The sequence below is a fragment of the Cupriavidus sp. 22TCCZM01-5 genome, assembly GCF_057798915.1.
The window spans coordinates 1-13,853 of record NZ_JBYOJR010000041.1; the positions used below are offsets into that span (position 1 = coordinate 1).

Annotated in this window: 14 protein-coding genes and 1 pseudogene; 9 read left to right on the forward strand and 6 right to left on the reverse strand. The window is 67.0% G+C overall.

What is annotated here, in order from left to right; all coding sequences use genetic code 11:
• Positions 1-267: 267 nt before the first annotated feature.
• Positions 268-549, reverse strand: a pseudogene (locus AC3FNH_RS28055) (CorA family divalent cation transporter); the annotation flags it as partial.
• Positions 550-575: 26 nt separating this feature from the next.
• Positions 576-1,886: a sigma-54 interaction domain-containing protein gene (locus AC3FNH_RS28060; RefSeq protein WP_488722429.1), complete on the reverse strand. Its 1,311-nt coding sequence runs from the start codon at positions 1,884-1,886 to the stop codon at positions 576-578.
• Positions 1,887-2,170: 284 nt separating this feature from the next.
• On the opposite strand from AC3FNH_RS28060, the gene AC3FNH_RS28065 reads away from it, so the two are divergent.
• The 9 genes from AC3FNH_RS28065 to AC3FNH_RS28105 all read left to right on the forward strand — a co-directional run bounded on the left by AC3FNH_RS28065 (position 2,171) and on the right by AC3FNH_RS28105 (position 10,025).
• Entirely contained in the window at positions 2,171-3,058 is an 888-nt protein-coding gene (locus AC3FNH_RS28065) for an MBL fold metallo-hydrolase (protein WP_488722430.1), read from the forward strand.
• 78 nt (positions 3,059-3,136) lie between these two features.
• On the forward strand, positions 3,137-4,444 hold the full coding sequence (locus AC3FNH_RS28070; protein WP_488722397.1) for an NAD(P)/FAD-dependent oxidoreductase: 1,308 nt from the start codon (positions 3,137-3,139) through the stop codon (positions 4,442-4,444).
• 5 nt (positions 4,445-4,449) lie between these two features.
• On the forward strand, positions 4,450-5,253 hold the full coding sequence (locus AC3FNH_RS28075; RefSeq protein ID WP_488722398.1) for a sulfite exporter TauE/SafE family protein: 804 nt from the start codon (positions 4,450-4,452) through the stop codon (positions 5,251-5,253).
• Between the two features lie 95 nt (positions 5,254-5,348).
• A complete protein-coding gene (locus AC3FNH_RS28080) occupies positions 5,349-6,074 on the forward strand; it encodes a DUF2076 domain-containing protein (RefSeq protein ID WP_488722399.1) in 726 nt (241 codons plus the stop codon).
• Between the two features lie 197 nt (positions 6,075-6,271).
• Entirely contained in the window at positions 6,272-6,553 is a 282-nt protein-coding gene (locus AC3FNH_RS28085; protein WP_488722400.1) for a hypothetical protein, read from the forward strand.
• A 127-nt stretch (positions 6,554-6,680) separates the two neighbouring features.
• On the forward strand, positions 6,681-7,694 hold the full coding sequence (locus tag AC3FNH_RS28090) for an FUSC family protein (protein ID WP_488722401.1): 1,014 nt from the start codon (positions 6,681-6,683) through the stop codon (positions 7,692-7,694).
• A 25-nt stretch (positions 7,695-7,719) separates the two neighbouring features.
• A complete protein-coding gene (locus AC3FNH_RS28095) occupies positions 7,720-8,097 on the forward strand; it encodes a DUF2188 domain-containing protein (protein ID WP_488722402.1) in 378 nt (125 codons plus the stop codon).
• 81 nt (positions 8,098-8,178) lie between these two features.
• Positions 8,179-8,952 (forward strand): CinA family protein, encoded by a 774-nt coding sequence (locus tag AC3FNH_RS28100; protein WP_346348600.1) that lies wholly within the window; start codon positions 8,179-8,181, stop codon positions 8,950-8,952.
• 98 nt (positions 8,953-9,050) lie between these two features.
• The gene (locus AC3FNH_RS28105; protein WP_488722403.1) at positions 9,051-10,025 is read left to right on the forward strand and encodes a chemotaxis protein CheB; all 975 of its coding nucleotides are present in this window, start codon (positions 9,051-9,053) and stop codon (positions 10,023-10,025) included.
• A 38-nt stretch (positions 10,026-10,063) separates the two neighbouring features.
• On the opposite strand, the gene AC3FNH_RS28110 is transcribed toward AC3FNH_RS28105, so the two are convergent.
• From AC3FNH_RS28110 to xseA, 4 genes are all read right to left on the reverse strand, one after another.
• Complete coding sequence (locus tag AC3FNH_RS28110; protein WP_276099615.1) at positions 10,064-10,213, reverse strand: hypothetical protein; 150 nt, start codon at positions 10,211-10,213, stop codon at positions 10,064-10,066.
• A gap of 43 nt (positions 10,214-10,256) precedes the next feature.
• Complete coding sequence (locus tag AC3FNH_RS28115; protein ID WP_488722404.1) at positions 10,257-10,772, reverse strand: hypothetical protein; 516 nt, start codon at positions 10,770-10,772, stop codon at positions 10,257-10,259.
• Between the two features lie 223 nt (positions 10,773-10,995).
• A complete protein-coding gene (sodB, locus tag AC3FNH_RS28120) occupies positions 10,996-11,577 on the reverse strand; it encodes a superoxide dismutase [Fe] (protein ID WP_276099613.1) in 582 nt (193 codons plus the stop codon).
• Between the two features lie 133 nt (positions 11,578-11,710).
• Positions 11,711-13,096, reverse strand: coding sequence for an exodeoxyribonuclease VII large subunit (gene xseA / locus AC3FNH_RS28125; protein ID WP_276099612.1), 1,386 nt, complete (start codon positions 13,094-13,096; stop codon positions 11,711-11,713).
• Positions 13,097-13,853 lie beyond the last annotated feature (757 nt).

The window sequence follows — 13,853 nt, forward strand, 5'->3', positions numbered from 1 at the left end:
CAGCAGGGACCACGGACAGTTTCGGGGCTCGTTCAATCAGCGCTCTAATCCTGCCCACGGACGTGCACCATGCGGCAGGCAGCCGGGCACACTCTGAAGCCCATCCCCGTACAACACCCGCAGCACACTACGATCAATATTCGCCCGCTAGGGCAAGTAAACGCGCTTTTTGGTTACTTTTTGTCGCTCGGACAAAAAGTGACTCGCCGGCTACGCCGGCGAAACAGCGGCGCCCGCCAAGAGCCCCCCCACCCAGGCCAGCCCGCGCTACGCCCCCTCCTTGCGGAATGCCCAGCGGCCCGCCAGTACCGTAAACGTGGCCACGAGGGCCACAAGTATCCAGAAGCCGTGCGGATGTTCTGCCAGCGGGATGCCGCCGACGTTCATGCCGAAAAAGCCCGCCACGATATTGATCGGCAACGCCAGCACGGTCACCAGCGTCAGCGTGAACAGCGTGCGGTTGGTCTGTTCGTTGAGCTTGGCGGCGATCTCTTCCTGCAGCAGCTTGATGCGCTCCACCAGCGCCGCCAGGTCGTTGAGCACCAGCGAGGGCTGCGTGAACTCCAGGCCGGCGTTCAGGCCAGCCCCAGCGCCCGCAGCCGCCGGTACAGCGTGCGTTCGCTGCAACCCAGATAGGCCGCCAGGGCCTTGCGCGTGCCCGGGAATTCCAGCGCCAGCGTGCGCAGCGCCGCATCGTCGGGCCAGCGCATCCGGCCGTGCCACGCGGCATCGCCCGGCAGATCCGTGCGTGCCGGCGTGAGCGGGCCTTGCGCCAGTTCCGGCGGGAGATCCCTGACACGGATCACCCCGTCATCGGCGAACAGCATGGCCCGCTCCAGCACGTTGCGCAGCTCGCGGATATTGCCCGGCCACGCATGCGCGCACAGCCGTGCCGCGGCCTCGTCGTCAATGCGCAGGGTACGGTTGGCCGGCAGCGCACGCCGCAGCAGTGCCTGCGCCAGCAGCGGGATGTCCTGCGGCCGCTCGCGCAAGGCCGGCAGATGAATCGGAAAGGCGTTGATGCGATACAGCAGGTCTTGCCGGAACGTGCCCTGCGCCACCATCTGCTGCAGCGGCTTGTGCGTGGCCGCCACCAGGCGGAAGTCGGCGGCATGCGTTTCCAGTCCGCCCACGCGGCGGAACGTGCGCGACTCGATCAGCCGCAGCAGCTTCACCTGCATGGCCAGGGGCACGTCGCCGATCTCGTCGAGGAACAGCGTGCCATGCTGCGCGGTTTCGACAAGGCCGGGCTTGCGCGCTTGCGCACCGGTGAACGCGCCCTTCTCGTAGCCGAACAGTTCGCTCTCGAACAGCGTCTCCGACAGGCCCGAGCAGTCCACCACCACGAACGGGCCGTCCGCGCGGTCGCTGGCGTCGTGCAGGGCGCGCGCGAACATCTCCTTGCCGGTGCCGGACTCCCCCTGCAGCAGCACGGGCAGCGCGGACGGCGCCACGCGATGCAGTTGTTCGAGCACCGCGTTGAACGCCGGCGAGCGCCCGACCAGGCCGTCCTCGCTGACGCGCGCCGACGCGCTCCTGACGGTGTTGAGCCGCTCGACAAAGGCGACGATCGCGCCGTCGGCGCCCACAATGGGCCGAAGCTCGACATCGACATGCTCGGGGCCGCGCGGCGTGTGGTGAACATGCAGGACGCGATCCGTGCCAAGGGTTTCGCGCGCCTTCTGCATCGGGCAGTGTTCGCCGGCCCGGTCGCACGGCACGTCGTACTGGTGCGAAACCTGGTAGCACTTCCTGCCCACGTACTGGGTCCCGTTGCGCGCGAACTGCCGCTGGTAGGCGGCATTGGCCGCGACGATGTTGTAGTCGGGATCGAGCACGATCATCGGCTGCGCCTCATGTTCGAGGAAGGCGATCAGCGGACGCATTGCATCGGCCTGGGCCGGGGTATTGCCGGTGGAAGGAAGAGTCCTCGGGGGCGCCATCATGATGGGCAGCCCACTGTCATGAACTGCCAATTACTGCCAAATGGCAGAGGAGTATGCCATAGGGGCGCGATCGAGGCGGTGCTCCACGCGGGTCCCGGGCATCTCTTTCCCGTTGATTTTTCTGGAGGAACCCGCCCTTCCCGCGCAACAAGCGGCGCAGCAGGCACGAAAATTGATCTTCCCCTGCCCAGAACATCAACTGGCAGACAATCGTGGCAGCACAACTGACCCCATCCGCCCCCAGCCTTGCCGTCGAAGGCTTCTTCGACCCTCGCACCAGCACCGTCAGCTATCTCGTGCTCGACGAGGCCTCGCGCCAGTGCGCCGTCATCGACAGCGTGCTCGACTATGACGCCAGCGCCGGGCGCACCAGCACCGCGAGCGCCGACCGGCTGATCGCGCGGGTACAGGCGCTCGGCGCCACGGTCGCGTGGATTCTCGAGACCCATGTCCATGCCGACCATCTCTCCGCGGCGCCCTATCTGCAGGCCCGGCTGGGCGGCATGACGGCCATCGGCGCCCACATCACGACCGTGCAGACCGTGTTCGGCAAGATGTTCAACGCCGGCACTGCCTTTGCGCGCGACGGCAGCCAGTTCAACCGCTTGCTGGCCGACGGCGACCGCCTGCGCATCGGCGAGCTCGAGGTCACCGTGCTGTCCACGCCGGGACATACGCCCGCGTGCCTGACCTATCTCGTCAGCGACGGCAGCCGGCAAGCCGCCTTTGTCGGCGACACACTGTTCATGCCCGACTACGGCACCGCCCGCTGCGATTTTCCTGGCGGCGACGCGCGCACGCTGTACCGCTCGATTCAGCGCATCCTGTCGCTGCCGCCGCAGACCGAACTCTTTCTGTGCCATGACTACCAGCCCGGCGGCCGCGAGCTGCGTTTCCGCTCCACCGTGGCCGACCAGCGCCGCGGCAACCTGCATGTCCACGACGGCGTGACCGAGGACGATTTCGTCGCCATGCGCACGCAGCGCGATGCCACGCTGGGCATGCCCGCGCTGATGCTGCCCTCGGTCCAGGTCAATATGCGCGCCGGCCACTTGCCCGAGCCCGAGGACAACGGCGTGCGCTACCTGAAGATTCCCCTCGACGCGGTCTGAAGCCGCCGCGGCCCGGCCGCATCTCCTCCGCCGCCTGACCGCGGCGGGCAGCACTCACCCCAAGGAACGCCCCCAATCATGGATCCTCGCCCCCAAGATCCCCGCCCGGCCACGCCCGGCGGGCAACCCGGCCATGCCCCTGCCGGCAAGGTCATCGACAGCACCCACCGCGTGGTCATCGTCGGCGCCGGTGCCGCCGGCATTGCCGTGGCCGCCAGCCTGCTCGCGCGCGAGCCCGGGCTGGACATTGCGCTGATCGACCCAGCGCAGCACCACTACTACCAGCCCGGCTGGACCATGGTGGGCGGCGGCGTGTTCAAGGCCGGCACCACCGTGCGCGCGATGTCGGACTGCATTCCGCCGCAGGCACGCTGGCTCCGCGCCGCCGTGGCGGCGTTCGATCCCGAGCGCAACGAGGTCCGGCTCGACGACGCGCGCATCGTGCGCTACGAGCAGCTCGTCGTATGCCCGGGCCTGCAGCTTGACTGGGACGGCATCGAGGGCCTGGCGCAGGCGCTGGGCCGCAATGGCGTAACGTCCAACTACCGCTTCGACCTGGCGCCCTACACATGGCAGCTCGTCAGCGAACTGCGCGGCGGCAAGGCGCTCTTCACCCAGCCGCCGATGCCGATCAAGTGTGCCGGCGCGCCGCAGAAGGCGATGTACCTGGCCTGCGACGCCTGGCGGCGCCAGGGCACTCTGGATGCCACGCGCGTCAGCTTTCTCAACGCAGGTGCAGCGCTGTTCGGCGTGGCCGACTATGTACCGGCGCTGATGTCCTATGTGCAGGCTTACGGCATCGACCTGCGCCTGCAGCACCGCCTGACGGCCATCGACGGCGTGCGCCGGCGTGCGCGCTTCGTGCGCACCATGGCGGACGGCACCACGCAGAGCGTGGAAGAAGATTTCGACATGATCCACGTCGTGCCGCCGCAAAGCGCGCCCGGCTTCATCAAGGCCAGTCCGCTCGCAGACGCCGCCGGCTGGATCAACGTGGATCCGGCCACGCTGCGTCATGCGGCCTTTGCGAACATCTGGGCGCTGGGCGACGCGACCAACACCAGCAACGCCAAGACCGCGGCAGCCGCGCGCAAGCAGGCTCCGATCGTCGCGCACAATGTGCTGGCCAGCCTGGGCCGCGCGCAGGGCCTGGCACGCTACGACGGCTATGGCTCATGCCCGCTCACGGTCGAGCGCGGCAAGATCGTGCTGGCCGAGTTCGTCTATGGCGGCAAGGTCAGGCCGACATTTCCCAAATGGTTCATCGACGGCACGCGCCCTTCGCGCGCTGCCTGGATGCTCAAGGCCAACGTCCTGCCCGCGCTGTATTGGGAGGGCATGCTCAAGGGCCGCGAGTGGCTGGTGCGGCCGGAAGTGACCGGGTAGCCGCGATGGAAGCCTCGCTCCTGACCGCCGCGCTCGGCGCAGTCATCGGTGCCATCCTGGCCGCCACGGGTGCCGGCGGCGGCATCCTGGCCGTGCCGATGCTGGTGTTCGGCCTGAACCTTGACGTCGCCCAGGCCGCCCCGATGGGATTGATCGCAGTAGGGATGTCGGCCGCGGTGGGCGCCGGACTCGGACTGCGCGACGGCATCGTGCGCTATCGCGCGGCGGCGCTGATCGGCGTGCTCGGCATGACCGTGGCCCCGCTCGGCGTGGCGCTGGCGGGGCGGCTGCCAAATCCGCCGCTGATGACGGCGTTCGCACTGGTGCTGGCGCTGAATGCGTGGCGCACCTTGCGCCGGGCCGGCACGGCCGCGCCCGGCGCAGTGCGTCCACCGTGCGTACTGCACCCGCAGCAAGGCCGGCTGCGCTGGACGCGTCCGTGCGCACGGGCGCTTGCCGCCATCGGCGCGCTGTCCGGCTTGCTCAGCGGGCTACTCGGCGTGGGCGGCGGCTTTGTCATCGTGCCGGCCTTGCGACGCTATACCGACCTGACCGCGCGCAGCATTCTGGCGACATCGCTGGCAGTCATCGCGCTGGTTTCGGCGGGGGCCATCACCGCAGCTGCCGCCCGGGGCCGTGTGGACTGGGGCATGGCCCTGCCCTTTGCGCTGGGTGCGGTGGCAGCGATGCTGGCGGGCAGGCGCTTCGTAGCGGCGGCGCCCCCGGCCCGGCTGCAACGCTTGTTCGCACTGGTGAGCATGGCGGCAGCCGGCCTGATGCTGTGGCGCGCCTTCACGGGCGCAGCCTGAAAGGCCGGTTCGCCTGGTCTTAAGTTTCGCTTAAGTCTCGCGCCATAGACTGCCTGCGTACTCAAGCACCGGACAGTCCGGACAGGAGAGATCTGATGGCCCCCCAGGAATTGCAGGCACTCGAAGCCTTTCTGACCCAGCTCACGCAGGCCCGTGCCGGCGCCAAGGACCCGCAGGCGCAACAGCTCATTGCCGACGCCGTGGCCCGGCAGCCTGACGCGGCCTACCTGCTGGTCCAGCGCGCCATGCTGCTCGACCAGGCGCTCGCCTCGGCGCAGGCGCAGGTCGCATCGCTGCAGGGGCAGCTCGCCGCCGCACAGGCCAACGCGGGGAATGGCGCCGGCACCGGCAGCTTCATCAACGCGCAGAACGCATGGGGCCACACCCCAGCGCAGATGCCGCCCGCACCGGCCGCCGCCGTGCCGCAACCGATGCCGCAATCGATGCCGCAATCGATGCCGCAACCCATGCCGCAGGGGGTGCCAGTCCAGGCGCCACGCCCGGGCTTCCTCAGCGGCGGGCTTGGCAGCACGCTGGGTAGCATTGCGACCACCGCCGCCGGCGTGGCGGGCGGCGCGTTCCTGTTCCAGGGTATCGAGAACCTGTTCCACCACAACAGCGGCAGCGGCTTTCTCGGCCAGTCGGGCACGGGCCAGGCAGCGAGCGACACTACCATCGTCAACAACTACTTCGGCAACGACGACCCGGCCTTGTCCGGCAACCGCAATGCAGCCTCGGCAAACGGCTTCCTGGACGACGGCGGGCTGTCCGGCGGACTCGACGACGGTGGCTTCTTCGACGACGATTCGTCGCTCGTGTGAAGCGTACGCGGCACGTTGCGCCTTGGTAGGAAACTTCCCCTGCGCCGCCACCAGATGCTATGTTGGCAGGTACGGATTCGAGGCAGCGCTGTCGCCGCGACAAAGCGCCCTGCCCGCCTCCCGTGAGCGCGGCTGGCCGGCATGCCGGCCAGCCGTAACGCACTAACGCGCCAGCCGTCCTGCAGGGAGGAAACTGCATGCGCGTACGCTCCCGCCCTCCCAATGAAGGATTCCGCTGGCTGTGGCAGCTGTCATCGGCCGGCTGGGGATACTGCGGCCTGGCCTACGCCAGCGCCGGACGGCTGCCCCCGCACTGGTGGCCGGTAAGGTCCGGCATGCCGCTACGCGACCGGTACTCGTCGCGCCGCACTTCGCTGGTGCTGTTTACGCTCGCGTACCGCAAGGGCGGCGCGCCGGGCGGTGCAGCGCCACCCAATGAAATCGTGTCGTGGCGCAACCAGGCATGGATGAAAGAGTAAGAAGCCCCGTGCCCCTGCGCTAGCGCCCGGGACCTCGCATCCGGCACTGGCCGCCAACGCAAACGCGTCGCTCGTGGCCGCGCAACGTGACGTACACTGGGCATTCGCCCCCAGCCGCCACGCGATCATGCTCGATCTCCTGCGCAAGACCACCGATGTGCTGTTCGACACGAACCTTCGCTTCCGTCAGGCCAGGCAGTTCCACGCGATACGCGTCGCATTCGCGCTGCTGGCATCGATCGCGCTGACCACTGGCATCGACATCCCGCACGGCGAGTGGGCCACCATCACGGTGCTGGTGGTGATCGGCGGGCTGCAGCACCACGGCAATATCCGGCGCCGCGCGGCCGAGCGCGGGCTGGGCACGCTGATCGGCGCGCTGGCGGGCCTGGCGCTGATCGTGCAGCAATCGTATGTCGGCATGCCGCTGCTGACGTACTTGCTGATGGCCATCATTTGCGGCTACTGCGCGTACCACGCCATTGGCAAGGGTGGCTATATCGCCCTGCTCGCGGCGATCACCGTGGTCATCACCGCCGGCCATGGCAACCAGAACGTCTATGACGCGCTCTGGCGCACCGTCGATGTCTTTATCGGCACCGCGATCGCGCTCGTGTTCTCGTTCGCGTTGCCCGCCCATGCCTCCTATGCCTGGCGCATCCGGCTGGCCGCGCTGCTGCGGGCCAGCGCAGCGGTCCACCACAAGATGCAGAGCGGCTTTGCCGATGCCGCGGAACAGCGCAAGGCCATGCTCGACCTCGGCACGACACTGATTCCCCTGCGCGGGCTGATTCCCTCCGTGGCCAAGGAGACCGGCGTGCCGGCAGCAGAGTTCGAAGAGACCCAGCACGCCGCGCGCGTCTGCATCAGCGCGCTGGAACTCATGGCCGCGATCGAACACGAAACGGGCATGCGCGAGGGCGAAGACCCGGGCATCGAGCCTGCGCTGCTGTCGATGGCCGAGGCGCTCGAAACCGGGCGGGCGCCATCGCCCGCCGCGCCCATGGCCACCGCCGGGACCGACATGCAGTCCGGCCCGCTGCCTTTCATGGCACGCCAGCTCGCTGCCGACCTGGCCCGCATGCGCGCGCGGCTTGACCGGATGAGCGCGCAGTTCGGCTTTCCGTACGGGGCGCAATAGCGCGCACCGCGGTGGGAGGCCTCGGGTGGATCTTTACGGCTCGCTGGCCGCCGCAGGCCGCGGGCACCTGCATTCTCGTACGCGTTTCGCCTACGCCGTTGTCAGACACGCGCCGATTGCCTCGGCCCGCCTGCCGATGAATAACTCAAGGGGAACGGGCAAACCGGAGGTACCGGAAATGAAGTCCATGGATGTGCATGTCGTGCCGGCACTGCAAGGCTGGGCCGTCGAGGAAGCCAGCAACCCCGCCAGCAGGAAGCTGTTTGCAACCCAGGAAGATGCGATCGAGGTTGCCACCGAGATGGCAAGGCAGAGCAAAAGTGAGCTGTTCATCCACGGCCGGGACGGCCAGATTCGCAGCCGCAGCTCGTTCGGCCATGATCCGCGCCAGATCCGGGGCTGACTGCCCGCCGGCTCGCGCAGCCCAGGCAGTTCTGGCGTGAAGCTTGCTGCGAAGGGGACGTATAGCCCAGCGGAACATGCCATGGATCCGATCGAGGAAACCGCCCGCTTCCTGCAGCGGCGCGGATTGCGCCTTGCCACGGCCGAGTCATGCACGGCCGGGCTGATTGCTTCGCATATCGCCGATGTGCCTGGCTGCGGCAGCACGCTGAAGTGCGCCGTCGTGGCCTACTCGCCCGATGCCAAGACGCAGATCCTGGGCGTGAGCGCCACGCTCATCCGCCGGCACGGGCTGACCAGCGAAGCTGTGTCGCTGGCCATGGCGCGTGGCGTGATGAGGCTCAGCGGGGCCAACGTCGCCATCGCCAATACCGGCGTGGCCGATGATGGTGCGCCGGACGGCACTCCCCCGGGCACGCAATGCTTTGCGTGGCTGATCCGCCTGGAAGCGCGGGCTGGCCTGCCCCATGCGTTCACCGAAACCCGGCGCTTTCGCGGCAACCGCACCGAGATCCGCCAGGCGGCGTCCGCATGGGCGCTGCAACGCATTCCGCACTACTACGCGCTGGCGGCTTCGGCGACAAAGTTACCGGTTAGCCAAACCGCCCTTACCGATATCCGGGAGCCAGCAATGCCCGTCAAGGCCGTGGCCTCAGGCAACCATACGTCCGGGGAAGAAGCCCCGCCAACACCGGAGACGATCGAAGTCAGGGTCACCGGGGAAGGCAACGGCCTGGTCGACGATGAGACCTCGGGCAACGCTGCCAAACCAGACCCGCGCAGGCCGATAGACAACCGCAAGACGGCCAACGAGATCAATGGCGGCGAAGGCGACGGGGACGCGACCAGCCAGTAAAGCACCGTGAACTCCGGACACGGCCCAGCGGCGCACCCGGTTCGTGACCGCCTGCATGGCATATCCACTGCGTGGCAGGCGGGGTTGCAGGAGCTTCAATGACCCGAAATATCGTGGTGATCGGCGGTTCGCGCGGCGCCTTCGCTGTGCTGCGGGACCTCGTGGCCGCTCTGCCGGCGGATCTCGATGCCGCCGTCTTCATCGTCCTGCATGTAGGCAAGCACCAGTCTCAGCTGCCAAGCCTGCTGGCGCGGTGGGGAAAGCTGCCCGCGTCATATCCGCGCCATGGGGAAACCTGGCATGCCGGCCACATCTACGTGGCGCCCCCCGACTACCACATGCTTGTCACGGCGAAAGAGATCGAACTCTCGCACGGCGCCCAGGAGAACCACAGCCGGCCTGCGATCGATCCGCTGTTCCGCTCCGCGGCGGTTGCGTTCGGACCGCGTGTGATCGGCGTGATCCTCAGCGGCGATCTCGATGACGGGGCTGCGGGCCTGGCATTTGTGCGCGCCTTTGGCGGACGCACGCTGATCCAGCACCCGTGCAATGCGGAAGCGTCATCCATGCCGCGCGCGGCAATGGAGGCCGCCGGTGCCGATGCCGTAGCAGAACCCCGCGAAATCGGGGAAGCCATTGCGGGCCTGCTTCATGCCGGCGGAGGTCAACACCAGTGGGAGAAAGACATGGACGCACTGCGAACCGAGGCCGCCACCGCAGGCAGTCCAGAGGGCGGCGTTGAAGACCTGGACCGCATTGCCATGCGCGCGGCCATCACCTGTCCCGAATGCGGCGGGGCGATGTGGCAGCTCCGCGATACGCACCCGCTGCGCTTTCGCTGCCATACCGGACACGCATTCAGCGGCATGACCCTGGCCGCGACCGAGGACAAGGCCGCCGAGCACGCCCTGTTTGCCGCGATGCGCACGCAAAAGGAAGGCCTCGCGCTGGCGCGCATCCGCGCATCGCAGGCGAAGGCCGATGGGGACCATGATGCCTACCAGTTCGAACAGTCGCGCATCCGGCAAACCGAGCGGCTATTGAAGATACTGCATGACGCGATATGCGGCTGATCGCTGGCCGCATTCGCTGACCGCATTACCACGCTGCATTACCACGCGCCGCGCGGGTACAGAACGATCAGCAGGTACACGAACCCCAGCACGCACAGCAAGACGAGCAGCTGCATGTAGAAGCGGCTGCGGCCATGCGGCTCGTCTTTGCGCAGAGCACGGCGCGATTTCTGGATATGCGGCTTCATGGCGAATCAGGCGGTGCGGCCGGCGACGACATGCATGGCGCCGTCAATCGCTTGCGGCCTGTGGCGGCGTCGATGTCAGCAGTTCGCTGTGTATGGCGTACTCCGGAAGACATTGGCCGGCAATCGCTTCGATGCGAATCCGGGTGGCGGCATCGCGTACCGTGCCGCGCAGCGTGCAAACCGCCGTTTCGATTCCGGCTTTGACAATGCCCGGGTCGACTATATCGGCGATTTCCACCTCGAACCGCTCGAGCAGTCTGGCTTCGCTCACCCGCTCCGCGGTGCGCAAGCCGTCCCCGTCATAGCGTCCGGATACGGGCTCGGCATAGGCACGGCTGGCGAAAGCTTCATTGGCCGGCCGCCCCGCTGCCACGCCATACATGCCATAGCGTTCGACCCCGGCCGGCTCGTTCCCGCCACACGGGACATAAGGCTGGATCGTGTGATTGTCGTGACTGGCCGGCGTCACCTCTGCGGCAGCGAACCGGCCGCGATCATTGCTCACCGCGCTATGGCCGCCGTAGTGGTAGTCGGTCAGCCTGGACTTGAATTCGGGCATGATGCGGACTCCGCGAAAGTCGATGGGGTTCCCTGACATCCGTGTGAGCAACGTTCATTCCTGCCCGCCCCCGCTCGGCACCCGTTCGTATCGTCAGTAACTCTTTCCCCGCGACGGAAAGAAACGGCAACCGGATCTGCCCTGCGCGTGTCGCGGAGTCGAAACGATGCGCCCATGAAAAAAGGGCCCGGCGGGCCCTTTTTCACATCGGCGCTGAAACGGATCAGCCGGCGAAGTTCTTGCTGGCGAAGTCCCAGTTCACGACGTTCCAGAATGCCTCGACGTACTTCGGACGGGCATTGCGGTAGTCGATGTAGTAGGCGTGTTCCCACACGTCGCAGGTCAGCAGCGGCTTGGCGTCGGTGGTCAGCGGCGTGGCGGCGTTCGAGGTCGACACCAGGTCCAGCGAGCCGTCGGCCTTCTTGACCAGCCAGGCCCAGCCCGAACCGAAGGTGCCGACGGCGGTCTTGGTGAATTCTTCCTTGAACTTGTCGAACGAGCCCCACTTGGCGTTGATGGCGTCAGCCAGGGCGCCGGTCGGCTGGCCGCCGCCGTTGGGCTTCATCGAGTCCCAGTAGAAGGTGTGGTTCCACACCTGGGCGGCGTTGTTGAAGATGCCGCCGGACGACTTCTTGGTGATCTCTTCCAGGGTCGCGTTCTCGAACTCGGTGCCCTTGATGAGGTTGTTCAGGTTGGTGACGTAGGTCTGGTGATGCTTGTCATGGTGGAACTCCAGCGTCTCCTTGGAGATGTGCGGAGCCAGGGCATCATGCGCGTACGGCAGCGGGGGGAGCTTGTGTTCCATTGTTCTGTCTCTGTGGGTTGGGGTTGTGGTCGGGGAATTGCCGATTGTAGGAGACTTGCAAGACCCACGCAAACCGCGGCGCAAAGCCCCCTGGGGTCATGTTAGTTTGTCCGCGCCGGCGCGGGCAGCCTGCTCAGAATCCGCCCAGCTTGGCCTGCACGGCGGCAATGGCAAGGTCGGCCACGCCTTCGGCAAGGTGGGCCTCCACGACACTGCCCGCACGCAGTTCGGCCGGCGAACGCAGGGCGCGGCCACGCTGGTCGAGCAGCACGGCATAGCCGCGCTCCAGCGTACGTTGCGGCGCCAGCAGTTCAAGCGCGCCCGCGACGCGTGCCAGGCGCTGCGCCTGCCGCTCCTGCTGGCGGGCCGCCGCGGCCTGCATGCGCTGCGACAACCGCGCGACGTCCGCGCTCGCCGCGGCCGTGTCGGGCCGGCAGGCGGTCCAGCGCATCGCCAGCACTTGCTGGCGGTGGCGCTGTGCCACCACGGTCTCCCGCAATGCCGAACGCAAGTGTCGCGCCAGATTGTCGACGCGCGCGCGCCGCTCCTGCAGTTGCGCCTGCGGGCTGCGCAGCCGGCGCGCGAGCCAGTCCAGGTGCTGCGCGCGCCGGTCCAGCTCGCGGCGCATCGACTGCGCCAATGCGTCCCCGGCCCGGCGCGTCAGCGCCAGCAGGTGCCCGCGGTCCGGGCTGACCAGTTCCGCCGCGCCGGTGGGCGTGGGCGCGCGCACGTCGGCCACGAAATCGGCGATGGTGAAGTCGGTTTCATGGCCCACGCCCGAGATCACCGGCACCGCGCTGCGCGCGATGGCGTGCGCCACCACCTCTTCGTTGAACGACCACAGGTCTTCGATACTGCCGCCGCCGCGGCACAGGATGATCACGTCGCACTCGCGCCGGGCAGAGGCCTGATCGAGCATGTCGGCAATCTTCTGCGCGGCGCCGGCGCCCTGCACCGGCGCCGGATAGACCATCACCGGCACGTGCGGCGCGCGCCGGCGCAGCGTGGTCAGCACATCGCGCAGCGCGGCCGCCTGCAGCGATGTGACGATGCCGATCGCGCGCGGGTGCGCGGGCACGGGCCGCTTGCGCTCGAGCGCGAACAGTCCTGCCTGTGCCAGTTTTTCCTTCAGGCGCAGGAACGCTTCGTAAAGATTGCCGAGGCCGGCACGGCGCATTGCCTCGACGCCAAGCTGCAGGTCGCCGCGCGCTTCGTAAAGCGTAACCACGGCACGCACTTCCACCGCCTCGCCTTCGCGCGGCGTGAAGTCGACATGCTGGTTGCGCCCGCGGAACATCACGCAGCGAATCTGCGCACGCGCGTCCTTGAGCGAGAAATACCAGTGGCCGCTGGCCGCCCGGGTCAGGTTGGAAATCTCGCCCCGTACCCAGGTCAACGGAAAACCACGCTCAAGCATGGTCGCGATCGCATGGTTCAGTTCGCCGACCGGAATCGCTTCGCGCGGGTTTCGGGCGGGCATGGAAGGCAAGTCACGCGAAAAGTTCTGCGGCTCGGGCATGGGGCGTCGCCGTGCATGCGGCGTGGGTTGGACATGTCCACAGCATAACGGCTATGTCAAGAGGGGAGATATGTTGTCGCCAACCCCTGCCGGAATCCGCATGAGTAGGTACAAGCCTTTGATTCTTATGAATTTTCGGAGCGCAACAAAAATTAGGCAATGTAACCAATTTCCTTACGCGTCAATCACTTACAGGCGGCACCCCGGGGCTTGTTCACAAAGTTATCCACAGGAACTCTGGATAAAAGAGATTCATTAGGCACAAGCGCTGAGAATGTACAGCGTTAGTCGCCTGCGCCGGTGCGATGTCGTCAAGCCGGTCCGGGAGATGAATCCCAAGGGCCACAAGCCTGTTTCATGCCCTTTGCACGGTACCCTTGCCTATTTTGCGGGCAATGGCCGGCACCCCCTGATAAATCAAGGAGTTAGGATCGATCTCCAAGGGTTGTCCACAGCCCGTCCACAATGCTCTCCTTGTGGTGTGTGGAAAAAGACCGACATCGGCCAGGACTTTGGCGGCGGATGCCGCGGGCTGCTGCGCGCCACATTGCCCATTTTTTAGGCAGAGATGCATCCTCCCATTGAAATCAATGACTTAGCTTCCTTCTCAGAACAATTTCCACAGGCCGTCCACAATCCTGTCCCGTAGTCATGTGGAAAGCAGCGGGTAAACCCCTCCCGATGCCTGCGAAAGGCTATCCACAGCCAAATAAAGGCGGTGAGACCCGATCTGCACAAAAAACAGGCAGCGCCATCT

What these genes read in the sequence shown, in the direction of transcription:
- AC3FNH_RS28060 (WP_488722429.1), bottom strand. Translation starts at nt 1,886, where the DNA reads ATGCGTCCGCTGATCGCCTTCCTCGAACATGAGGCGCAGCCGATGATC.
- AC3FNH_RS28070 (WP_488722397.1), top strand. Translation starts at nt 3,137, where the DNA reads ATGGATCCTCGCCCCCAAGATCCCCGCCCGGCCACGCCCGGCGGGCAA.
- AC3FNH_RS28075 (WP_488722398.1), top strand. Translation starts at nt 4,450, where the DNA reads ATGGAAGCCTCGCTCCTGACCGCCGCGCTCGGCGCAGTCATCGGTGCC.
- AC3FNH_RS28080 (WP_488722399.1), top strand. Translation starts at nt 5,349, where the DNA reads ATGGCCCCCCAGGAATTGCAGGCACTCGAAGCCTTTCTGACCCAGCTC.
- AC3FNH_RS28085 (WP_488722400.1), top strand. Translation starts at nt 6,272, where the DNA reads ATGCGCGTACGCTCCCGCCCTCCCAATGAAGGATTCCGCTGGCTGTGG.
- AC3FNH_RS28090 (WP_488722401.1), top strand. Translation starts at nt 6,681, where the DNA reads ATGCTCGATCTCCTGCGCAAGACCACCGATGTGCTGTTCGACACGAAC.
- AC3FNH_RS28100 (WP_346348600.1), top strand. Translation starts at nt 8,179, where the DNA reads ATGGATCCGATCGAGGAAACCGCCCGCTTCCTGCAGCGGCGCGGATTG.
- AC3FNH_RS28105 (WP_488722403.1), top strand. Translation starts at nt 9,051, where the DNA reads ATGACCCGAAATATCGTGGTGATCGGCGGTTCGCGCGGCGCCTTCGCT.
- AC3FNH_RS28110 (WP_276099615.1), bottom strand. Translation starts at nt 10,213, where the DNA reads ATGAAGCCGCATATCCAGAAATCGCGCCGTGCTCTGCGCAAAGACGAG.
- AC3FNH_RS28115 (WP_488722404.1), bottom strand. Translation starts at nt 10,772, where the DNA reads ATGCCCGAATTCAAGTCCAGGCTGACCGACTACCACTACGGCGGCCAT.
- sodB (WP_276099613.1), bottom strand. Translation starts at nt 11,577, where the DNA reads ATGGAACACAAGCTCCCCCCGCTGCCGTACGCGCATGATGCCCTGGCT.
- xseA (WP_276099612.1), bottom strand. Translation starts at nt 13,096, where the DNA reads ATGCCCGAGCCGCAGAACTTTTCGCGTGACTTGCCTTCCATGCCCGCC.